Here is a 23,640-nt window from a genome sequence, read left to right on the forward strand (position 1 = left end):
CCCGGCGGCACACCGTCCGCCGGCCCCGCGTCTCCCGCCTCGCCGTCCCCTCTTCTCAGACCCACTCACGCCGGGGGTTCCACCATGCGCCCGTCCCTGTCCGCGCTCAGCCGTCTCCTCGCGGCGACCGTGAGCGGTCTCCTCCTGCTCACCGCCTGCTCGTCGGGCGGCGACACCGGCAAGGCGGGCTCGGACACACCGGTCCGGGGCGGGACCCTCACCGCCGCCGTCGACACCGAACCGGTCTCCTGGGACATCCACGCCAGCACCCAGGACGTCACCGCCGAGATCCAGCGCCAGGTGTTCGACTCGCTGGTCTCCCAGGACGCCGACGGAAAGTTCCACCCCTGGCTGGCCACCAAGTGGGAGGTGGCGGACGACTACAAGAGCTACACCTTCCACCTGCGCACCGACGTGACCTTCAGCGACGGCACCCGCTTCGACGCGTCCGCGGTGAAGGCCAACTTCGACCACATCGTCGCGAAGTCCACCAAGTCGCTGTACGCGATCAGCCTCCTGGGCCCCTACACGGGCACCGAGGTCGTCGACGCGCACACGGCCAAGGTCACCTTCTCCCAGCCGTTCGCCCCCTTCCTCCAGGCCGCCAGCACGACCTACCTGGGCTTCTACTCGCCCAAGGCCCTCAAGGCGAACGCCGGCAAACTCGCCGCGGGCGGTCCCGCCGACGTGGGCAGCGGGCCCTTCGTCTTCACCAGCTACACCAAGGGCCAGTCGGCCGTGCTGACCCGCAACCCGAAGTACGACTGGGGGCCCGCGACCGCCGCGCACACCGGGCCCGCCTACCTCGACAAGCTCGTCGTCCGCTTCCTGTCCACGGCCTCGGTGCGCTCGGGCGCGCTGACGAGCGGTCAGGTGCAGGTGGCGAAGGCCATACCGCCGCAGAACGTCACCACGGTCAAGGCGACGCCCAGCCTGTCGCTCATCTCCCGGCAGGCCCCCGGCGGCAACTACAACCTCTGGCTCAACAGCTCACTGGCCCCGCTCGACGACCAGCGGGTACGCAAGGCGATCCAGCGCGGGATCGACATCGACCAGGACGTGAAGACAGTCACCTTCGGGCAGTACCCGCGGGCGTGGAGCCCCATCAGCCCCACCACCCCCTACTACGACAAGACCCTGGAGGACAGCTGGCCCTACGACCCCGAGGAGTCCGCGAAGCTGCTGGACGAGGCGGGCTGGACCGGCCGGGACGCGCAGGGCTACCGGACCAAGAACGGCAAGCGGCTCACGGTGACCTGGCCGCAGCTGTCGATCCAGGCGACCCGTGAGGGACGCGACGTCCTCGGCCAGGCCATCCAGGCGGACCTGAAGAAGATCGGCATCGAGGTCAAGCGCCCCAGCCTCGACCTCGGCACCTACAACACCCAGGTGTACGGCGGCAAGGCGAACGCCATCGACCTCAGCTGGCCCCGGTTCAGCCCGGACGTGCTGTGGCTGTTCCTCAACTCCGGGAGCGCTCCGGCGAAGGGCGGCATCAACGCCACGTTCCTCACCGACGCCGACTTCGACCGGTGGACGGACGAGGGCCGGGCCACACTGGACGCGAAGGTCCACGCGGACGTCTACCCCAAGGTGCAGCAGCGGGCCATCGACCTGGCCGTCGTCGTCCCGCTCTACACACAGGTCTCCCTGGTCGGACACGCCAAGACCGTCAAGGGGCTGACGTTCGACGCCAGCAACTGGCTGACGTACTACGACACCTGGCTGGGCTCGGCGTGACGGCGGCCCCGGCGACGGCCCTCGTCCGCGCGGTCGCCCGGCGGCTGGGCTCGGCGGTGGCCGTGCTGGCGGGGGCCGCGACCCTGGCCTTCCTCGCCCTCCGGCTCATCCCCGGCGATCCGGTGTCCGTACTGCTGGGCCCCTCCAACGCCGGCTCGCCCGAGGTGCGGGCCGAGATCCGCCGGGAGTACGGCTTCGACCGGCCCGTCGCGGAGCAGTACCTGCACTACCTGGGCCGGCTCCTGCGGGGCGACCTCGGGGAGTCGTACCAGCTCCAGCGGCCGGTGTGGTCGTTGATCGGCGACCAGCTGGTGCCGACCGTGCAGCTGGCCCTGGCCGCGCTGGTCCTGGCCGTCGTCCTCGCGGTGCTCTCCGCGGTGGCGACGGCCGGCCGCCGGCCCGCGCTGCGGGCGGTCGCCTCGGTGTGGGAGCTGGTCGCGGCCTCCACCCCGTCCTACTGGGTGGGGATCGTGCTGCTGACCGTCTTCTCCTTCCGGTTCACGGTCTTCCCGGTGGCCGGGGCGGACGGCTTCGCCTCGCTGGTCCTGCCCGCCGTCACGCTGGCGCTGCCGCTCACCGGCGTGATGGCGCAGGTGCTGCGCGAGGGACTCGAAGCCGCCCTGGAGCAGCCGTTCGTGGTCACCGCCCGCTCCCGCGGCGTCGGCCGGACGGCGGTACGGCTGCGGCACGCGCTGCGCCACTCGGCCGTGCCGCTGCTCACGCTGGCGGGGTGGCTCACCGGTTCCCTCATCGGCGGCGCCGTGCTGGTGGAGACGGTGTTCGGGCGGCCCGGCATCGGCTCGCTCGTCCTCCAGGCGGTGACCGCCAAGGACATGCCGGTCGTGATCGGCGTGGTGCTGCTCTCGGCCTTCGTCTTCGTCGTGATCTCCACCGTCGTGGAGCTGTTGTACCCCGTCATCGACCCGCGGCTCAGGAGCGCCTGATCCATGGCCAGTTCACTCCTCCCCGATCTCGGCACCGGCTCCGCCGTCGCCGCACCCGCCCGGGTGCGGCGGCGGTGGGCCGGACCGCTGTCGTCCGTTCCCGTGACCGTCGTGCTCGCGGGCGCCCTGCTGCTGATCATCGTGCTCGTCGCGGTGGCACCGGGTCTGTTCACGAGCGTCTCGCCCTCGGCGACCGACCCGCTCGCCGCGCTCCAGGCACCCGGTTCCGCGCACTGGCTCGGCACCGACCAACTGGGCCGCGACCTGTTCACCCGCATCCTCTACGGCGCCCGGCCGTCGCTGCTGCTGGGCTTCGGTTCCACCGTCGTCTCGGTCGTCGCGGGCGCCGCCTTCGGCCTGGCCGCGGCGCTGGGCGGACGCGTCGCCGACCAGCTGCTGATGCGGCTGGCCGACATCCTGCTGGCTCTGCCCGCCCTGCTGCTGGCCCTGCTGGTCGTCACCGTGCTGGGCTCGGGCACCGTCAACGTGATGACCGCCATCGGCATCGCCTTCGTCCCCGGCTACGCCCGTCTGGTCCGCGCGGAGGCCATGGTGGTACGCCGCTCCGGGTACGTCGAGTCGGCGGTGGCCCTCGGCCTGCCGCGCCGGCGGATCGTGCTGCGGCACATCCTGCCGAACGCGCTCGCCCCCCTGCTGACCCTGGCGACCGTCGGGTTCGGTACGGCACTGATCTCGGCCTCCGGGCTGAGCTTCCTGGGCCTCGGCCCCGCCGCGCCCTCGCCCGAGTGGGGGGCGCTGCTCTCCGCCGGGCGGGACTTCCTTCAGACGGCGTGGTGGATCGGGGTGTTCCCGGGCGCCGCCGTCACCACGACCGTCATCGCCGTGAACGTGGTCGGCCGCCACGCCCAGCAGCGCTTCACCCGGAGGACCGCCCGATGAACGCCACCCAGTCGCCGCTGCTCAGCGTCGAGGGGCTCGACGTCACCTTCCGGCGGGGCGGGCAGGTCCGTGCCGTGCGGGACGTGTCGTTCACCCTCGGCCGGGGCGAGTGCCTCGCCGTGGTCGGCGAGTCCGGGTCGGGCAAGAGCGTCACGGCCCGCACCCTGCTCGGGCTGACCGGGGCGCACGCCACGGTGGCGGCCCGGCGGCTCGACTTCGACGGCGTCGATCTGACCGCCCTGTCGGAGCGCGAGTGGCGTGCCGTACGGGGGCGCCGGATCGGCCTGGTCCTCCAGGACGCGCTGGTCTCCCTGGACCCGCTGCGCACGGTGGGCGCCGAGATACGCGAGACGCTGCACACGCACGGCCTCGCCCGGGGCGCCGAGGCGCGCGAGCGGAGCCTCGCCCTGCTGTCCGACGCCGGGATCCCCGACCCCGCCCGCCGGGCCGCGGAGTATCCCCACCAGTTGTCGGGCGGTCTGCGCCAGCGCGCCCTGATCTCGTCCGCGCTGTCGGGCGCGCCGGAACTGCTCGTGGCCGACGAGCCGACCACGGCCCTGGACGTGACCGTGCAGGCCCAGATCCTCGACCTCCTGGGCCGTCTGGTCGGCGAGGGCACGGCGCTGCTGCTCATCAGTCACGACCTGGCGGTGGTGGCCAGGCTCGCCGACCGGGTCGCGGTGATGTACGGCGGTCTGGTCGTCGAACAGGGGCCGGCCCGTGACGTGCTGAAGGATCCCCGGCACCCCTACACCCGGGCGCTGCTGGCGGCGGTGCCCACGTTCGGCTCCAAGGGGAACGCGCTGTCCGTGGCGGCCCCCGCGCGGGGTGAGGCGGCGGGGCCGGGCGGCTGCCCGTACGCCGCCCGGTGCGCGGCGGCCGACGCGCGCTGCCGTGCCGAGCTGCCGGTGGCCGCGGCGGCCGACGACGGGCATCTGACCCTCTGCTGGCACCCCGACGCGCCGCTGCCGCCGGCGGCACCGGCCGTCCGCCGCCCCGTGGCCACCGCCGGGCGGGAACCCGGCGCCGCCGCCCCGGGCGAGCCGCTGCTGGACGTGCGGGGGGTCTCCAAGCGCTTCCGGGCCCCGGGCGGCGGTTCCTGGACCGCCGTCAGCGAGGTGTCCTTCCGGATCGCCGCCGGTGAGACGCTCGGCCTGGTCGGCGAGTCCGGCTCCGGCAAGACGACCACGGCCCGCATCGTGCTCGGCCTGGTGGAGCCGGACGAGGGGAGCGTGCGGTTCGAGGGCGAGCCCTGGAGCGGCCTGCCCGAGCGGGAACGGCGGGCCCGGCGTCCGCGTCTCCAGGTCGTCCACCAGGATCCGCTCGGCTCCTTCGACCCCCGGCACAGTGTGCGGGGCATCGTCGCGGAGGCGGTGGGCAGGGCGGGGGTGCCGCGCGGCCGGGTCCGCTCGGCGCGGGTCACCGAACTGCTCGGCCAGGTCGGCCTGTCGGCCCGGGTGCAGGAGCGGCGCCCGTCGGAGCTGTCCGGCGGGCAGCGCCAGCGTGTCGCGATCGCCCGGGCGCTGGCCACCCGGCCCCGGCTGATCGTGTGCGACGAGCCGGTCTCCGCGCTCGACGTGTCGATCCAGGCCCAGGTGCTGGACCTGCTGGCGGAACTCCAGCGGGAGCTGGGGGTGGCTCTGCTGTTCATCTCGCACGACCTCGGCGTCGTCCACCACGTCAGCGACCGGGTGATCGTGATGAAGGACGGGCGACTGGTCGAGACCGGGGACGTCGGGCAGATCTTCGACAGCCCGGCCCACCCGTACACACGGGAACTGCTGGCCGCACTGCCCCGGCCCGACCGGAACCAGGAAGGACAGGGATCACGGACATGACGACGGACCTCGACACCGATCTGTGGATCCGGCGTTTCCACCCCGCCCCGGAGGCCGCCGCACGCCTGGTGTGCTTCCCGCACGCGGGAGGATCGGCCGGCTTCTGGTTCTGGCTCTCCGAGCGGCTGCACCCCGAGGTGGAGGTGCTCGCCGTGCAGTACCCGGGGCGCCAGGAGCGCCGGGCGGAGCCGCAGATCGGCGACATCGAGGACCTGGCCGCCTCGATCGCCGGCGTGCTGCGGCCCTGGTGGGCCGAGCCGCCCGCCTTCCTGGGGCACAGCATGGGCGCCCTCGTGGCGTACGAGACGGCCCGGCGGCTGCGGAGCACGACCGGCTCGGGGCCGGCCGCGCTCTTCGCCTCCGGCAGACGGGCGCCGTCCACCGTCCGCGCCGAACGGCTCCACCTCGCCACCGACCGGGAGCTGGTGGCGGAGATCGTCCGGCAGGGCGGGACACCGCCCGCGCTGCTGGAGGATCCCGAGCTGGTCGCGATGGTCCTGCCGACACTGCGCGGCGACTACCGGGCCGTGGAACGCTACCGCCACCGGCCGGGCCCTCCGCTCGAGGCCCCGGTCACCGTGCTGGTCGGCACCGACGACCCGAAGGTCACGGCGGACGAGGCGCGGGCCTGGGAGCGGCACACCGCCGGCTCCACCGAGGTGCTGTCCTTCAGCGGCGGCCACTTCTTCCTCACCGAAACCGAACACCAGGACCGGATCGGTGCGCTGATCCGTTCCCGGCTGCTCCCGGGCGCCGCGCCCGCACCGGAGCGGGCCTGACCAGCTCGCTCCCTCCGCCCCGAGCTGGACGTCACCGACGGCGTTGATGTCCGAGGTCCGTACAACGCCACCGCGACGTGGGAGATGGGGAACCTGCTGTGGTTCTAGTCGAACGTGAGACCCAGGTGAGGCGACTGCGCGAGATGCTGGCCGAGTGTCTGGCGGGCCGAGGAGGCGTGGCCGCGATCAGCGGGCCGGTCGCCGCCGGGAAGACGGAACTCCTGCACGTCCTCGGCGAGGAGGCGGCGGCCGCCGGTGCCGTGGTGCTGCACGCGACGGCCCGCTGCTCGGAGCAGAAGGTCGCGCTGGGGGTCGTCGGCCAGATCTTCCGGCACCAGCACTTCTCGCCGGCCGACCGCGAGCGGGCGCTGCGCCTGCCCGGGGACGGCACCGCGATCGCGCCGTGCGACGCGGACCTGCTGACGCACGGCCCGACGCCCGCGCAGGTCAGCCAGGTGCAGTGGCAGCTGCTGCGCGGTCTGTCGGAGCGGATCCCCGTGGTGCTGATCGTCGACGATCTGCACTTCGCCGACTCGGCCTCCCTGGACTCCCTGACGTACGTCGGGCGCCTGCTGCGCACCGACCGCGTGCTGCTGGTGGTGACCGAGCGCGACACGGGGGCCGGGGCGAGCGGCCCCCGGCTGTCCTGGCGCACGACCATGATGCGCCAGCGGCACTTCACCCGGCTGCGGGTGGGCCCGCTGTCCCCGGCCGGCACACGGGAGATGCTGACCCGGCTGATCGGCCCCGGCCCGGCGGCCGGCTCCGCGGCCGCGTCGTGGCACCGGCTCAGCGGCGGGAACCCCCTGCTGCTGCGCGCGCTCGCGGAGGACCACCACGAGCACACGGCCCTGCGGCCGTCCACGGCGGAGCCGGTCGCGGGCGAGGAGTTCGGCCGGGCGGTGGACGCGTGCGTCCGCCGCGCCGGGGAGCGGTACCGCGACGCGGCCCGCGCGCTCGCGGTGCTGGACGCGTCGGCCTCCCGCGACCGGCTGGCCCGGCTGGCCCGGCTGCTCGGCCGGCCCCGGCCGGTGGTCGACGAGACGCTGGAGGCGATGGACCGCTTCGGCGTCCTCGACGACGGGCGCTACCGTCATCCCGCCGCCCGCGCCGCCGTCCTGGCCGGCATGTCCGCCGGCGAGCGCACGGCGCTGCACCGGGACGCGGCCCGGCTGCTGCACGAGGCCGGGGAGCCCCCGTCGGCGATCGCCGTCCACCTGGTGGCGGCCCGGCACAGCCGGGAACCGTGGGCCTTCCCCGTGGCGGTGGAGGCGGCGCGCGAGGCGCTGCGCCAGGACGACACGTCCGTCGCCGAGGCCTGCCTGGACGTGGCCGGCGAGGCCTGCGCGGACGAGGACCAGCGGGTGACGGTGACCATGCTGCGCAGCCTCGTCGACTTCCGCACCGATCCCGACACCGCCTGCCGGCGGCTGCGTCCGCTGATCGCCGCCCTGCGGGAGGGCCGGCTGTCCGGCTGCCAGGGCGTGGCGCTGCTCGGGCGGCTGCTGTGGAACGGCAGCAGCGACGAGATCACCCTCGCGCTGCGCCGGCTCGAACGGTCCTCGGAGACGCTGGACGCGCGCTCCAGCGCCGAGTACCACGCGGCGCGGCAGTGGGTACGCGCCTCCCATCCGGCCCTGCTGTCCCAGCCCGCCGCCCGGACCCGGCCGCGGCGGTCGGCCGCGCTGGCCGCCGACGGGGCACCCGGGCGGATGGCCGGCGTCCTGAACCGGCTGCTGCGTTCGGGCCCCGGCCCGGACACGGTGCGCAGCGCCGAACTGGCGTTGCAGACGACGGTGCTGGACGACACGACCTTCGACACCGTCCACCAGGCGGTGTCGGTGCTGGTCTACGCCGACCGGTGCGATCTCGCGGCGGGCTGGTGCGACATGCTGCTGCGGGAGTCCACCCGGCGTGACGTCCCGACGTGGCAGGCGCTGTTCGCGGCGCTGCGGGCCGAGATCGCGATCCGCCAGGGCGACGTACGGCTCGCGGAGCAGTGCTCCCGCCGGGCCATGGGGCTGCTGTCGCTGCGCGGCTGGGGGGTCCTGATCGGCTCTCCGCTGTCGAGTCTCCAGCTGGCCGCCGCCGCGACGGGCACGATCAGGGACGTCGGCGGGCCCCCGGTGTCGGCGCTGCCCGAGGAGTTGTTCCAGACCCGGTTCGGTATCCAGTACCTTCAGGCGCGCGGCCGGTGGCGGCTCTCGGTGAACCTGCTGCACGGCGCGCTCGACGACCTGACGCGGTGCGGCCGGCTCATGCGGGAGTGGGACATCGACCTCCCCGCGTTCGTGCCGTGGCGCGGCGACGCGGTGGCGGCCCTGCTGCGGCTCGGCAGGACGGACGAGGCCCGGCGGCTGGCCGTCGAGCAGCTCGCCATGGTTCCGGCCGGTCAGCCGCGGGCCCGGGGGATGGCGCTGCACACGGCGGCCTCCGTGGCCGACTCCCGGCAGCGCGCGACCCTGCTGCGGGAGGCCGCCGACCTGCTCGACGCGGCCGGCGACCGGCTGGAACTGGCCCGCGTCCTGGCCGATCTGAGCGAGGCGCACACCCGGGCAGGCCAGAGCGGCCGGGCCCGGATGGTCGCCCGGCAGGCCCTGGACATCGCCGAGGAGCAGGGTCTCGCCCCGCTGTCCCGGCGGCTGGCGGTCCGTGAGTCGCCGGCTCCCGGGCACGAGCGCGGCGCCCGGGCCCGGGCCGGTGTGCTCAGCAGCTCGGAGGCTCAGGTGGCGGCGCTCGCGGCGGCCGGGCTGTCCAACCGCGAGATCGCCGAGCGGCTGTTCATCACCGTCAGCACGGTGGAACAGCACCTGACGCACACCTACCGGAAACTGCGCATCAAGGGCCGGGCGCACCTGCCGCCGTGGCTGCTCGAACCCGACCGCCGGGAGGAGCCGGGTCCGTCCGCACGAGCGGCCGCGGGCCTGCCGGAGCGGCAGTCGCGGGAGGAGGAGCTCCTGCCGGAGCAGGAGCTCCGGCAGGGGGCGGCGTGCCGGGGTCCGGTCTCAGAGCGCGTCGGGGGCCGGCGGTAGCGGGAGTCCGAGCAGCCCGCGCAGGGTGTCGGCCTCGTAGGCGGTCCGGAACGCGCCGCGGGCCTGGAGTTCGGGCACCAGTTCGCGGGTGATGGCGGTCAGGTCGTGGGGCAGTGCGCCGGGCCGCAGGCGGTACCCGGACAGGCCTGCCCCCTGCCATTCCAGGAGCAGGTCGGCGACCTCGGCGGGGGTGCCCACGGCGATGTGGGCGTCGGAGGTGTAGGGGGCGCCGTGCGCTTCGTCGAGGCGCGCCTTGCGCTCGGCGGCCCGGCCCGGGGTGCTGTCGAGGAAGACCACCACGTCGGCGAAGACGTGCACCTTCTGGTCCGCGCGTCCGGCCGCGGCCTGTTCGGTCCGGATCTCCTCGACGGTCGCGCGCGCCTCCTCGGCGCTGTGCGGCGTCACCGACACGACGTCGGCGGAGCGGGCTCCGTACCGGTACGGGAGGGAGATGTGGGCGAGGGTGAAGACGAGCGGGTGGCCCTGCGGGGCGCGGGGGGCCAGCGCGGGCGAGTCGATGGTGAGCCAGTCGCCCGCCGTTCCGCCGAGCGGCTCGATCTCGGTGAAGCTGCCGCCGGGGTCGGGGTCGGCCGGGGCGAAGCGGCCGGGCGCGAGGTCGCGCAGCGCCTTCTCGTCGTCGACGCCGTCCCACAGGGCGCGCACCACCCGGACCAGGTCGGCGGCGCGTTCGAAGAGCTCGGCCATCGGCCGCTGCACCTCGGGGGTGAAGATGTCGGCTATCACGATCGGGCGGGCGGGCGTCACCTGGGTGCGCCAGCCGGCCCGGCCGCCGCTGACGTGGTCCAGGGTGGCGACGGCCCGCGCGATGTGCGCGGGCTGGGCCCGGTCGACCACGCCGGTCGGCACCAGTCCGATGCGTTCGGTGCGCGACGCCAGGGCGGCGGCGACGAGGAGCGCGTCCAGCCGGTGGGCGACGTGACCGGTGGGGCGCTTGGGCGGGTCCTCCAGCGTCACGAAGTCCAGCAGCCCGCGTTCGGCCTCCTGGACGAGTGCGGTCCAGTGCGCCAGGCCGTACGGGTCGCCGTCGGGGGCGTCGGGTCCGGCGCCCGCCGCGGGGTGCCAGCCGACGGTGTCCAGGGCGACGGCGAGGTGCAGGGGCTGTGGTGCGGTCATGGTGTTCTTCTCTTCTCTCGTGCGGTGCGTCGTGCGGTGCGGTGCGTCGTGCGGGTGTCGTTGGTCAGGGAGCCGGTGGTCAGGCGGCCGGTGGTCAGGGGGCCGGCCGGCGGAGGGTGTCCAGCCATTCCTCGACGGCGGCGGCGGTGGTCGCCGAGTGCTCTTCGAGGACGGAGAAGTGGTCGCCGGGCACGTCCGCCGTGGTGTGCGGCAGCCGCCAGAAGGCGCGGGTGTCGCGCGGCGGGTCGGCCGGCGTGCCGGGCAGCGGGTCCTCGGCCCGCAGCAGGAGGGTCGGGGTGGTGACCGGCCGGGGCTGCCAGGGGCCGAAGGTGCGCAGGTAATGTCCCATGGTGGTCAGGCCGTTGTCGCTCAGGCCCAGGTCGAACGCGTCGAACCGGTCGACCATTCCGTTGATCATGGCGGGCATCCACCACTCCATGCCGGGGAGGGAGGCGGTGTCCATCGGGTACGTGTCGACCATGGCGAGGCCCGCCGGGGGCGTTCCGCGGCGTTCGAGCTCGGCGGTCACGGCGTGGGCGACGCAGCCGCCCAGGGAGCGGCCCAGCAAGGCGAACGGCCGCTCCCCCACCAGCCGTTGGACCGCGTCCGCCTGTATCGCGACGAAGGCGTCCGCCGAGTCCGGCAGGGCGCTGTCGGGCGCGTAGCCGGGTGCGGGGACGGCGAGGACGTCCCGCAGCCCGTCGAGGGCCTGGCCGAAGCGGGCGTACTCGTGCGGCCCGGACAGGGCCGTGAGAGCCGGGAAGCAGACCAGCGCGGTCGGGGCCGCGCCGTGTGCCAGGGCGACCGGTTCGACGGCGTGGCCGGCGCCGTCCGCCGCGCCGAAGGTGTCCCGCAGCCGGGAGGAGGCCACGATCACCTCGGTGGCGGCCGTGATCTGCCGGGCGACGCACAGCCGCAGATAGAGGGTGGTGAGCGGGCCGTCCTGCGCCGTCGGCGGCGCGTCGGGCCCCGGCCGCTCGCGCAGCAGGTCCGCCAGATGCCCGGCGAGAGCCGCCGGGGTCGGGAAGCGGATGGTGAGCGCTCCCCCGAGCGCCAGACCGGTCGTGCCGGCGAGCCGGGCGCGCAGCTCGACGGCCGAGAGGGAGTCCAGTCCCGCTTCGACGAACGGACGCTCGGGCCGCACCACTTCCGTCGTCGGGTATCCGAGGACGGCCGACGCGTGCGTCCGTACGAGGTCGAGCAGCGCGGTGCCGAGCGCCGGTCCGGACAGGTGCGCGTGCCGTTCGGCCCAGGTGGGGCCGGCGGCGGGGGCCGCGGGACCGGCGAGCAGCGGGGTGTCGGTGCTGCTGCGGGTCACGGTGGCGTCGAGCCAGTGGCGCCGGCGCTGGAAGGCGTAGGTGGGGAGGTCCACCGGGTGCGGGTCGAGGCCCTCGAAGACCGCCGGCCAGTCCACCCGCACGCCGTCGGCGTGGAGCCGGCCCAGCGCCGTCAGCAGGGTCACGGCCTCGGGGCGGCCGCCCCGCAGGACGGAGGTGAGGACGGCCGGCGGGGCCGCGCCGGAGGCGTCGTCGGCCACGATGTCGCCCACCAGGGCGGTGAGGACGCCGTCGGGCCCCACCTCCACGAACCGGGTCGCGCCGAGGGCCCGCAGCTCCCGCACCGCGTCCAGGAAGCGGACGGGGCTGCGGGCGTGTTCCGTCCAGTGGTCGGCGCCGAGCTCACCGTCCCGCACCGGGGCGCCGGTCAGGTCGGAGACCACCGGCAGGACCGGGTCGTGGTGGTCGACCGCCTTGGCCGTCCGGCGGAACTCGTCGAGCATTCCCTCCATGCGGTGGGAGTGGAAGGCGTGGCTCACCCGGAGCCGGGCCGTCCTGCGGCCCTGGGCCCGGAAGCCGGCCGCGAGGGCGACGACGGGCTCCTCGTCGCCGGAGACGACCACCGAGCGGGGGCCGTTGACCGCGGCGATCCCGACCGTCTCCTCCCGGCCCCGCAGCGCCGCGGCGACCTCCTCCTCGGTGGCCTCCACGGCGGCCATGGCGCCGCCGCCCGGCAGCGCCTGCATCAGCCGTCCGCGGGCCACCACCAGGGACGCGGCGTCGGAGAGCGTGAGCACGCCGGCCGCGTGCGCCGCGGCCAGCGAGCCGATCGAGTGCCCGGCGACCACGTCGGGCCGCACCCCCCAGCCCTCCAGCAGCCGCAGGAGCGCGACCTCCACGGCGAAGAGGGCGGGCTGGGCGTACTCCGTACGGTCGAGCAGGTCGCCGTGTCCGCCGGACAGCACCACCTCGCGCACGGAGTGGGCCAGGTGTCCCGCACCGTGCAGGTCGAGCTCGGCGGCCACCTCGTCGAACGCCCGGGCGTAGGCGGGGAACTGCTCGTACAGCTCCCGTCCCATGCCGGGCCGCTGGCTGCCCTGTCCGGTGAAGAGGAAGGCGATCCGGCCGGCGCGGGCCGCCGGGGCGCCGTCGGCGGGGCTCCGCGGCACGGCGGCCGACGCGTGTCCCTCGGCCAGGGTGCGCAGGCCGTCGAGGACGCCGTCACGGTCGCCCGCCACGACGACCGCGCGGTGGTCGTGCGTGGCCCGCCGGGTGACCAGGGACCAGGCCACGTCGGCCGGGTCGAGGTCGGGGCGGTCCCGCAGCAGCGCCGCGAGACGGTCCGCCTGGTCCCGCAGCGCCGCCGCCGACCGGGCGGAGAGGAGCCAGGGCAGCGCGGCGGGCCGGGCCGCGGCGACGGGGCGGCCGGCGCCGTCCTCGGAGCCGTTCCCCTCCGGCTCGTCGTGCTCCGGCTCGTCGTGCTGCGGCTCGTCGTGCTGCGGCTCGTTCTGTTGCGGCTCGTTCTGCTGCGGTGCGTGCTCCTCCGGTTCCTGCTCTTGCGGTGCCTGCTCGACGATCACGTGCGCGTTGGTGCCGCTCACGCCGAAGGCGGACACACCGGCCCGGCGGGGCCCGTCGCCGTCCGGCCACGGCCGGGCCTCGTCGAGCAGCCGTACGCCGCCGCCCGCCCACTCGACGTGTGGTGTGGGTGCGTCCACGTGGAGCGACCGGGGCAGGACGCGGTGGCGTATCGCCTGCACCGCCTTGATGACACCCGCCACTCCGGCGGCCGCCGCCGTGTGCCCGATGTTGGACTTCAGCGAGCCGAGCCACAGGGGACGGTCCTCGGGCCGGCCGCGCCCGTACGTCTCCTGGAGCGCCTGGACCTCGATCGGGTCGCCGAGGGTCGTGCCCGTGCCGTGCCCCTCCACCAGGTCGACGTCGTGCGGGGTGAGACCCGCGGTGGCCAGCGCCTGTCGGATGACGCGCTGCTGGGCCGGGCCGTTCGGGGCGGTCAGCCCGTTGGAGGCGCCGTCCTGGTTCACCGCCGAACCCCGCACCACCGCCAGCACCGGATGCCCCAGCCGCCGCGCGTCCGACAGCCGCTCCACCAGCAGCAGCCCCACGCCCTCCGCCCAGCCCGTCCCGTCCGCCGCGGCGGCGAACGCCCGGCAGCGGCCGTCGGGCGACAGCCCGCGCTGCCGCGAGAACGCCACGAACCCGGCCGGTGTCGACATCACCGTCGCACCGCCCGCGAGCGCCAGGTCGCACTCGCCGGACCGCAGCGCCTGCACCGCCAGGTGCAGCGCCACCAGCGACGACGAGCACGCCGTGTCCACCGTCACCGCCGGACCCTCGAACCCGTACGTGTAGGAGATGCGGCCCGACGCCACGCTGGCGAGGTTGCCGATGCCCAGGTAGCCCTCCAGTTCGGCGGGCACCTCGTCGAGCCGGGTGTGGTAGTCCTGCGCCGCCAGCCCGACGAACACGCCCGTGCTGCTGCCGCGCAGCGTGTCGGGGGCGATGCCGGCCCGCTCGAACGCCTCCCAGGACGCCTCCAGCAGCAGCCGCTGCTGCGGATCCGTCGCCAGCGCCTCACGCGGGGAGATCTCGAAGAACTCCGCGTCGAAGTCGGCCGCGTCGTACAGGAATCCGCCGTGGCGGACGTAGCTGGTGCCCGGCCGGTCGGGGTCGGGGTCGTAGAGGGCGTCGAGGTCCCAGCCGCGGTCGTCGGGCCAGGGCGCGACGGCGTCGCCGCCCGCCGCCACCAGCTCCCACAGGTCGTCGGGCGAGGCGACACCGCCCGGCAGCCGGCAGCTCATCGCGACGACGGCGATCGGCTCGCGCAGGCCCGACTCCACCTCGCGCAGGCGCCGCTGCGTCTCCCGGCCCTCGGCCAGCGCCCGCTTGAGATAGCGGCGCAGCTTCTCCTCATCGGCCACCGTCGGCCACCTCCCGCGTCCCCGGTCCGTCGTGCATCACGCCTCGCTGTCCATCAGTTCGAAGAGCTCGTCGTCGGTCGCCGACTCCAGGTCGAGGTCGTCGGTGCGGCCGTCGCCCGTCCCCCGCGCGTCGTCACCCCAGCGGGCGGCCAGCGCCCGGAGGCGGGCGACCAGTTCGAGTCCGTCCGGGTCGGACGGCGTGACGTCGGGCGCGATCCGCTCCAGCAGGGCGAGCGCGTCGTGCGCGGCCCCGTGCTGTGCCGCGTCGGCGGCGGGCAGCAGCGTCGCGAGATGCGCGGCGACGGCCGCGGGGGTCGGGTGGTCGAAGACCAGGGTGGCCGGCAGTTTCCGGCCGAGGGCCGTGGCGAGCCGGTTGCGCAGGTCCACGGCGGTCAGCGACTCCAGGCCGAGTTCCTTGAACGCGCGGTCCGCGCCCACCTCGTGGACGTCGTCGTGGCCCAGGACGTCGGCCGTCTGCCGGCGCACCAGGTCGAGCAGCGCCTCGGCCCGCTCGGCCGGTCCCAGGGCGGTGAGCCGCGACGTCAGGGCGGCCGAGGGCTCGGGACCCGTCTCGTCCTCGCCGAGGCCGGCCGGGTCGCCGCCCTCGCGGGCGAGCGGTCCGGCGGGGGCCGTCCCGGAGTCCAGCCAGAAGCGGCGCCGCTGGAACGCGTACGTGGGCAGTTCCACCCATCCCGGCCGCAGCCCCGCGAACGCCGGGGACCAGTCCACCGGTACGCCCCGGGCGTGCACGACGGCGGCCGAGGCGAGGAAGCGGTCGAGGCCGCCGTGGTCGCGCCGCAGGGTCTCGGTCACCACCACGCCGTCGGCGTCCGCCGCCTCGACGGTGTCCTGGATGCTGCCGGCCAGCACCGGGTGCGGGCTGACCTCGACGAAGACGGTGTGTCCCGCGTCCACCAGGTCCCGGACGACGGGGGCGAAGCGGACCGTCTGCCGGATGTTGCGGTACCAGTACGTGCCGTCCAGTTCCGCCGGGTCGGCGAGCGCGGCGGTGACCGTGGAGTAGAGGGGTACGTCGCCCTCGCGGGGGGTGACGAAGGCGAGCCGTTCGAGGAGTTCCTCCTTCGCCTCGTCGATCACCGGGGAGTGACCGGCGACCGTGGCCGCCCTGATCCGCCGGGCCCGTTCGCCCCGTTCCTCGCATTCGGCGAGCAGTTCCTCCAGGGCGGACTCGTCGCCCGCGACGACGGCGGCCGAGGGCCCGTTGACCGTGGCCACCGAGAGACGTCCCGGCCAGGCCTCGATGCGCCGCTCGACCTCCTCGGGCGGCAGGGCGACGGAGACCATGCCGCCCTTGCCGACGAGACCGGCCAGGATCAGGCTGCGCTCCACGACGATCCGGGCCGCGTCCTCGAGGGACAGGATGCCGGCCACGGTGGCGGCGGCGACCTCGCCCTGGCTGTGCCCGACCACCGCGTCCGGCTCCACCCCGTACGCCCGCCACTGCGCCGCGAGCGCCACGAGCACGGCCCACAGCGCGGGCTGGGCCACGTCGACGCGGTCCAGGGTCGGCGCTCCGGGCAGCTCGCGCAGGACGTCGAGGAGCGACCAGTCGACGTGGGGAGCCAGCGCCCGCGCGCAGTCCTCGATCCGCTCGGCGAACACCGGTGAGGAGTCCAGGAGTCCGTGGGCCATCCCGGCCCACTGCGAGCCGTGGCCGGGGAAGACGAAGACCGTCCTGCCGCCGTCGGCGGCGACGCCCCGGACGAGGTTCCCGGCCGGTTCGCCCCGGACCAGGGCGCCGAGGCTCTCGGCGACGGCGTCGCGGCCCGCGCCGACCACGACCGCCCGGTGTTCGAAGTGCGACCGGTCGGTGAGCAGGGCGTGCGCGACGTCGGCGGCGGCCGGCCGGCGGTCCGCCGGGTCCAGCAGGGCGAGCAACCGCCCGGCCTGGGCCGCGAGGGCCGCCGGGGTCCGCGCGGAGAGCACCCAGGGCAGCGGCACGTCCTCCTCGGCGGGCGCCGCCGGGCCCTTACCGACGTCGGCTGCGGGGGCGGGGGCCGGCTCCCGGTCTCCGTCGGGTGTGGGGGCGGGGGCCAGCTCCTCGGCTCCGTCGGGTGCGGGGGCCGCGACCGGCTCCTCGGCTCCGTCGGGCTGTTCGAGGATGACGTGGGCGTTGGTGCCGCTCACGCCGAAGGACGAGACGCCGGCGCGCAGCGGTCGTCCGTCCGCCTCCCAGGGCTGCTCCCGGGTCAGCAGCCGCACACCGCCCGAGGCCCAGTCGACGTCCGGCGACGGCTCGTCGACGTGCAGGGTCCGGGGCAGGACGCCGTGCCGCATGGCCTGCACCATCTTGATGACCCCGGCGACACCGGCGGCGGCCTGCGTGTGCCCGATGTTGGACTTGAGCGAGCCGAGCCACAGGGGCCGGTCCTCGGGCCGGCCGCGGCCGTAGGCGGCGACCAGCGCCTGGGCCTCGATCGGGTCGCCGAGGGTGGTGCCCGTGCCGTGTCCCTCGACCGCGTCGACGTCGTGCGGGGCGAGGCCCGCGGTGGCCAGCGCCTGTCGGATGACGCGCTGCTGGGCCGGGCCGTTCGGGGCGGTCAGCCCGTTGGAGGCGCCGTCCTGGTTCACCGCCGAACCCCGCACCACCGCCAGCACCGGATGCCCCAGCCGCCGCGCGTCCGACAGCCGCTCCACCAGCAGCAGCCCCACGCCCTCGGCCCAGCTGGTGCCGTCCGCCGCGGCGGCGTACGCCTTGACGTGGCCGTCGGGGGCGAAGGCGCGGTGCCGGGAGGTGGCGACCATGCCCGACGGCGAGGCCATCACCGCCACACCGCCCGCGAGCGCCAGGTCGCACTCGCCGGAGCGCAGCGCCTGCACCGCCAGGTGCAGCGCCACCAGCGACGACGAGCACGCCGTGTCCACCGTCACCGCCGGGCCCTCGAACCCGTACGTGTACGAGACGCGGCCCGACGCCACGCTGGCCGCGCTGCCGTTGTGGAGGTAGCCCTCCAGCTCCGGCGGCAGGTCGTGCAGGCGCGAGGCGTAGTCGTTGTACATGACGCCGACGAAGACGCCGGTCCTGCTGCCGCGCAGCGTGTCGGGGGCGATACCCGCCCGCTCGAACGCCTCCCAGGACGTTTCGAGCAGGAGGCGCTGCTGGGGGTCCGTCGCCAGCGCCTCGCGCGGGGAGATCCCGAAGAAGCCCGCGTCGAAGTCGGCCGCGTCGTGCAGGAATCCGCCGTGCTGGGTGTAGGTGCGGCCGGGCCGGTCGGGGTCGGCGTCGAAGAGGGCCTCGTTGTCCCAGCCCCGGTCGGTGGGCCAGGGCGTGATCGCGTCGCCGCCGGTGGAGACCAGCTCCCACAGCTCGTCGGGCGAGGCGACGCCGCCCGGCAGCCGGCAGCTCATGCCGACGATGACGACGGGGTCGTCGGTGACCGGGGCCGGGCCGGCGGCGGGGGCCGGGGCGGGCGCCGCTTCCTGCTCGCCGACGAGTTCGGCGAGCAGGAAGCGTGCCAGGGAGCGCGGGGTGGGGTGGTCGAAGACGAGCGTCGGCGACAGCCGCAGCCCGCTCGCCGCGCCCAGCCGGTTGCGCAGTTCGACGGCGGTCAGCGAGTCGAAGCCGAGGTCCTTGAACGCCCTGGTGGGGGCGATGCCCTCGCGGTCGTCGCGGCCGAGGACGGTCGACGCCTCCGCCCGGACCAGGCCGATCAGGAACTCCTCCCGTGCCGCGGCGTCGAGGGCGCGCAGCCGCCCGGCGAGGGGGGCGCCCGACGCCTCGGACGCGGTGCGCGCGACGGGCCGCCGCGTCCGTACGAGGTCGCGCAGGACCGCGGGGAGCTGCGCGGGGTCGGCTCCGTGCCGCAGGGCGAGGGGGACGAGCAGGGCGTGGTCCGTCGCTCCGGCCGCGTCGAACAGGGCGAGGCCTTCGGGGGTGGTGAGCGGGCGGGTGCCGTGGCGGGCGTTGCGGCGGTGGTCCGCGCCGTCCAGGTGGCCGGTCAGCTCGCTGCTCTCGGCCCACAGCCCCCAGGCGAGGGAGGTGGCGGCCAGTCCGCGTGCGCGGCGGTGCGCCACCAGGGCGTCCAGGAAGGTGTTGGCGGCGGCGTAGTTGGCCTGGCCGGGGACGCCGAGGACGCCCGCGGCCGAGGAGAAGACGACGAACGCGGAGAGGTCGGCGTCCCGGGTGAGTTCGTGCAGGTTCCAGGCGGCGTCCGCCTTGGGGCGCAGGACGGTGTCCAGCCGGTCGGCGGTGAGCCCGGCCAGGACGCCGTCGTCCAGGGTCCCGGCCGCGTGAACGACGCCGGTGAGCGGGTGCTCCGCCGGGATGCCGTCGAGGACGGTCCGCAGGGCGTCCCGGTCGGCCGCGTCGACGGCGGCGACGGTGACGTGGGCGCCGAGGCCGGTGAGGTCGGCGACGACCTCGTGCGCGCCCGGCGTCCGCTCGCCCCGTCGGCCGGTCAGCAGCAGGTGCCGTACGCCCGAGGCGGTGACGAGATGACGGGCGACCAGTCTGCCGAGCAGGCCCAGGCCTCCGGTCACCAGGACGGTCCCCTCGGACGGCGCGAACCGCCAGGCGGCGGACGGGGGCGGGGCGTCGGTGCCGGACGCGGTGGCCGGGGCCGCGGGGACGAGGCGTGGCACGAGGGCGGCGCCGCCCCTCAGGGCGAGCTGCGTCTCCCCGGCGGCGTCGGCCGCCGTCACGGCCGCGGCGAGCGGGCCGACGTCGTCCGCGTCCGCGTCTCCGTCCGGGTCCACGTCCACCAGCAGGAGGCGGCCGGGGTGTTCGGACTGCGCCGAGCGCAGCAGTCCCCAGATCCCGGCGGTCGCCAGGTCCGGCGACTCGCCGGCGACGGACACCGCGCCCCGGGTCAGCACGCCCAGCCGGACGCCGTCCAGTTCGGGGCGGGCGAGCCAGTCCTGGACGAGGGCGAGCACCCGGTCGAGCGTCGCCCGTGCGCGCGTCGGCACGGACGCGTCCGCCGCGTCCCCGTCCGTGCCGGGTCCGGCGGCCGCCGAGGCCGGTACCTCGTACCAGACGTCGGCCGGTACGTCCCGGCCCGCGCGGACCGCCTCGGCGACGGCGGCGGGATCGGCGAAGGCCCCCCGGCCCGGTCCGGACGCGTCCCCGAGGAACGCCGCCGGCCCGGTGCCGCCCGCGTGCGCCGCGTCCGGCAGCGGCAGCGGCAGCGGCTTCCAGGCGAGCCCGTACAGCGGCGTGGCGGTCCCGGCGTCCGCGGCGAGCTGCCCCGCGGAGACCGGCCGGTACACCAGCGAGGCGACCGACACGACGGGGGCTCCGGCCTCGTCGACGGCGTCCAGCGACAGGCCGCCGTCGGCGGTGGGCGCGAGCCTGATCCGCAGGGTCGTCGCGCCCGAGGCGTGCAGCCGTACCCCGTTCCAGGCGAACGGCAGCAGGGTCCGGTCCGGCTCCGGCCGGAACGCCGTGCCGAGTGCGGCGGTGTGGAAGGCCGCGTCGAGCAGCGCCGGGTGCACCCCGAACTCCCCGGCCGCCGCGCGTTCCTCGCCGTCGAGCGCGACCTCGGCGAACAGTTCCTCACCGCGCCGCCACGCGGCGCGCAGTCCCCGGAACCGGGGGCCGTAGACCACACCGGACTCGGCGAGCCGGTCGTAGAGACCGTCCAGGGACAGGGCGGCCGCCTCCGGCGGCGGCCAGGTGCCCGGTGTGCCCTCCGAGGGCGCCGCCGGTGCGGGCGAACGGGTCAGGAACCCGGTGGCGTGGCGGGTCCAGTCGGCGCCGTCCGGTGCGTCCTGGGGCCGGGAGTGGAGGGTCAGCGCGCGTCGGCCGCCCTCGCCGGGCGCGGTCACGGAGACCTGGATCCGGACGGCGCCGGCGGTGGGCAGGACCAGCGGGGTCTCGATCACCAGCTCGTCCACCGTGTCGCGCCCGGCCTCGTCGGCGGCGCGTACCGCCAGCTCCACCAGGGCGGTGCCCGGTACGACGACCCGGTCGAGGACCGTGTGGTCGGTGAGCCAGGGCTGGGCCTGCGCGGAGAGCCGGCCGGTCAGCAGCAGTCCGTCGCCCTCCGCGGGCCGCAGGGTCGCGCCGAGCAGGGGGTGCCCGGCGGGACGCAGCCCGAGGCCGGACGCGTCCGCCGCCGCGCCGGCCACCGGTCCGAGCCAGAAGCGCCGCCGCTGGAACGGGTAGGTGGGCAGGTCCGGTACGGCGGTGCGCGGTCCCGCCGGCACCAGGCTCCAGTCCACCTCGACCCCGTGGACCTGGGCCGCGGCAAGGGAGGTGAGGAAACGGAGCGGTCCGCCCTCGTCCCTGCGCAGCGACCCCGTGACGGTGACGGGCCCGGTGCCGGCCGCCTCCGCGGTCTCCTGCACGGCCGCGGTCAGCACCGGGTGCGGGCTGGTCTCGACGAAGACGTCGTGGCCCTCGGCGACCAGCCGGCGGATCGCCGGTTCGAACAGGACGGTCTGCCGGAGGTTCGTGAACCAGTAGGCGGCGTCCATCCGGGTGGTGTCGAGCCAGTCGCCGGTGACCGTCGACAGGAGCGGGATCCGCGCGGGGCGCGGGGTGACGGGTGCGAGGACGGCGAGCAGTTCCTCGCGGATCCGCTCGACCTGCGGCGAGTGCGAGGCGTAGTCCACCGCGATCCGGCGGACGCGGGTCCCGTCCCGCTCGCAGGCCGCGACGAGTTCGTCCAGGGCATCGGTCTCGCCCGCAACCACCACGGCGGACGGGCCGTTGACCGTGGCCACCGAGAGGCGGCCCTCCCAGGGGGCGATCGCCTCGGTGGCGGCGCGGAGCGGCAGGGCCACCGACACCATGCCGCCGGCGCCCGACAGCGCGCCGATGGCCCGGCTGCGCAGGGCCACCACCCGCGCCGCGTCGTCGAGCGACAGGGCGCCCGCCACGTACGCGGCGGCGATCTCGCCCTGGCTGTGTCCGACCACGGCGTCCGGCCGCACCCCGTGGGACTGCCACAGCCGCGCGAGGGACACCATCACCGCCCACAGCGCGGGCTGCACGACGTCCACCCGGTCGAGGCCGGGCGCGTCCTCGACGCCGCGCAGGACGTCCACCAGGGACCAGTCCGTGTACGGCTCCAGGGCGCGGGCGCACGCGGCGACGCCGTCCGCGAACACCGGCGAGGTGTCGAGCAGTTCACGGGCCATGCCGGTCCACTGCGAGCCCTGCCCGGGGAAGACGAACACGGTACGGGGATCGGTGCCGGCGCTCCCGCGTACGACGCCGGGAGCGGGCTCGCCGGCGGCGAGCGCGTCGAGTCCGGCGAGCAGGGCGTCCGCGCCGGCGCCGACGACCACAGCCCGCTCCTCGAACCCGGCCCGGCCCGCCACCAGTTCGCGGGCCACGGCCGCGAGGTCGGCACCGTCGGCTCCGTCGGCGCCGCCGGTGGTGCGGAGCCAGGAGGCGAGCGCGCCCGCCTGGGCGGTGAGGGCGGCCGGGGTGCGGGCGGACAGGACCAGGGGCAGGACGGCGGGGCCCTCTGTCGTGGCGGGCTCCGTGGGTCCGGTGCCTTCGGCGGTGGCCGGCTCGGCGAACCCGGTGCCGTCGGCGGTGGCGAGCTCCGTGCGCGCGGTGCCTTCGGCGGTCCCGGCGTCCGTGGGCGCGCGGCCTTCGGCGGTGGCGGTGACCGTCGGCTCGGGGGTGCCGGCGGTGCCGTCTCCGGTTCCGGTGTCCGTGGGCTCGGGGGCCTGTTCCAGGATGATGTGGGTGTTGGTGCCGCTCATGCCGAAGGCGGACACCCCGGCCCGGCGCGGCTGCCCCGTCTCGGGCCAGGGCCGGTGTTCGGTCAGCAGGGAGACGGCGCCGGACGCCCAGTCGACGTGCGGGGACGGTTCGTCCACGTGCAGGGTCTTCGGGAGCACGCCGTACCGCATGGCCTGCACCATCTTGATGATGCCGGCCACCCCCGCGGCGGCCTGGGTGTGCGCGATGTTCGACTTCACGGAGCCGAGCCACAGCGGACGTCCCGGCACCCGTTCCTGACCGTAGGTGGCGAGCAGCGCCTGGGCCTCGATGGGGTCGCCGAGGGTGGTGCCTGTGCCGTGCGCCTCGACGGCATCGACCTGTGCGGGCGTCAGCCGGGCGTCGGCCAGGGCCTGGCGGACGACCCGCTGCTGGGCGGTGCCGTTGGGGGCGGTCAGGCCGTGCGAGGCGCCGTCCTGGTTGGCCGCCGTGCCCCTGATGACGGCCAGCACCCGGTGGCCGCGGCGCCGGGCGTCGGAGAGCCGCTCGACCAGCAGCAGACCGGCCCCCTCGGACCAGCCGGTCCCGTCGGCCGCCGCGGCGAAGGCCTTGCAGCGGCCGTCCGCCGACAGTCCGTGCTGCCGGGAGAACTCCACGAAGGTCGACGGGGTGGTCATGACGGTCACCCCGCCCGCCAGGGCGAGGTCGCACTCCCCCGAGCGCAGCGACCGTACCGCCAGGTGCACGGCCACCGACGACGCTGAGCAGGCCGTGTCGACGGTGACCGCGGGCCCTTCGAAGCCGAAGGTGTACGAGATCCGTCCGGACGCGACGCTCGCCGCGTTGCCGACGAGGATGTAGCCCTCCAGGTCCTCGGGGACGGCTCCGGCCGGCGGCGCGTAGTCGTTGCCGTTCGTGCCGACGAAGACGCCGGTGCTGCTGCCGCGCAGGGTGTCGGGCCGGATCCCGGCGCGTTCGAACGTCTCCCAGGCCGTCTCCAGCAGCAGGCGCTGCTGGGGGTCGATGGCCAGCGCCTCGCGGGGCGATATGCCGAAGAAGTCGGCGTCGAAGGAGCCGGGGTCGGCGAGGAAGGCGCCGTGCCGGGTGGCCGAGGTGCCGGGCCGGTCGGGGTCCGGGTCGAACAGTGCGCCCACGTCCCAGCCCCGGTCGTCGGGGAAGTCGCCCACGACGTCCCCGCCCTCGGAGAGCAGCCGCCACAGGTCCTCCGGGGAGTCGATGCCGCCCGGGAAGTGGCAGCCCATGCCCACGATGGCGATGGGCTCCTGGCCGCTGTCCTCGGCCTCGCGCAGCTTCCTGCGCGTCTCGTGCAGTTCGGCGGTGACCCGTTCCAGGAGGTGCCGCATGCGGCTGTCGTTCATGAATCCGTCCTTCGTGCGCGATGCCCGGTCCGGGAC

The 23,640-nt window shown here is 75.7% G+C and carries 8 protein-coding genes and 1 pseudogene; 6 read left to right on the forward strand and 3 right to left on the reverse strand.

Translation table 11 applies throughout. The features are described from left to right. Window positions 1–84 precede the first annotated feature (84 nt). The 6 genes from ACFYWQ_RS22480 (at window position 85) to ACFYWQ_RS22505 (ending at window position 9,233) form a co-directional block, all read left to right on the forward strand. Complete coding sequence (locus ACFYWQ_RS22480) at window positions 85–1,740, forward strand: ABC transporter substrate-binding protein (RefSeq protein ID WP_389518639.1); 1,656 nt, start codon at window positions 85–87, stop codon at window positions 1,738–1,740. Next, the gene (locus ACFYWQ_RS22485; protein WP_389518640.1) at window positions 1,737–2,684 is read left to right on the forward strand and encodes an ABC transporter permease; all 948 of its coding nucleotides are present in this window, start codon (window positions 1,737–1,739) and stop codon (window positions 2,682–2,684) included. The genes ACFYWQ_RS22480 and ACFYWQ_RS22485 overlap by 4 nt, the downstream gene beginning before the upstream one ends. A gap of 3 nt (window positions 2,685–2,687) precedes the next feature. Then, entirely contained in the window at window positions 2,688–3,584 is an 897-nt protein-coding gene (locus ACFYWQ_RS22490) for an ABC transporter permease (RefSeq protein WP_389518641.1), read from the forward strand. After that, window positions 3,581–5,422, forward strand: coding sequence for a dipeptide ABC transporter ATP-binding protein (locus tag ACFYWQ_RS22495; protein ID WP_389518642.1), 1,842 nt, complete (start codon window positions 3,581–3,583; stop codon window positions 5,420–5,422). The genes ACFYWQ_RS22490 and ACFYWQ_RS22495 overlap by 4 nt, the downstream gene beginning before the upstream one ends. After that, entirely contained in the window at window positions 5,419–6,201 is a 783-nt protein-coding gene (locus ACFYWQ_RS22500) for a thioesterase II family protein (RefSeq protein ID WP_389518643.1), read from the forward strand. Before ACFYWQ_RS22495 ends, ACFYWQ_RS22500 begins: the two co-directional genes overlap by 4 nt. A 98-nt stretch (window positions 6,202–6,299) precedes the next feature. After that, a complete protein-coding gene (locus ACFYWQ_RS22505) occupies window positions 6,300–9,233 on the forward strand; it encodes an AAA family ATPase (protein ID WP_389518644.1) in 2,934 nt (977 codons plus the stop codon). Here the strand turns inward: ACFYWQ_RS22505 and ACFYWQ_RS22510 are convergent. The 3 genes and pseudogenes from ACFYWQ_RS22510 to ACFYWQ_RS22520 all read right to left on the reverse strand — a co-directional run. Continuing rightward, window positions 9,207–10,367 (reverse strand): LLM class flavin-dependent oxidoreductase, encoded by a 1,161-nt coding sequence (locus ACFYWQ_RS22510; protein WP_389518645.1) that lies wholly within the window; start codon window positions 10,365–10,367, stop codon window positions 9,207–9,209. The genes ACFYWQ_RS22505 and ACFYWQ_RS22510 overlap by 27 nt on opposite strands. Window positions 10,368–10,461: 94 nt before the next feature. Then, window positions 10,462–14,586, reverse strand: coding sequence for a type I polyketide synthase (locus tag ACFYWQ_RS22515; RefSeq protein WP_389518646.1), 4,125 nt, complete (start codon window positions 14,584–14,586; stop codon window positions 10,462–10,464). A gap of 309 nt (window positions 14,587–14,895) precedes the next feature. Further along, window positions 14,896–23,580: pseudogene (locus ACFYWQ_RS22520) on the reverse strand (type I polyketide synthase); the annotation flags it as partial. Window positions 23,581–23,640: the final 60 nt, after the last annotated feature.

Origin of the sequence: Streptomyces sp. NPDC003247 (assembly GCF_042888135.1) — a bacterium.
Lineage (GTDB): Bacteria > Actinomycetota > Actinomycetes > Streptomycetales > Streptomycetaceae > Streptomyces.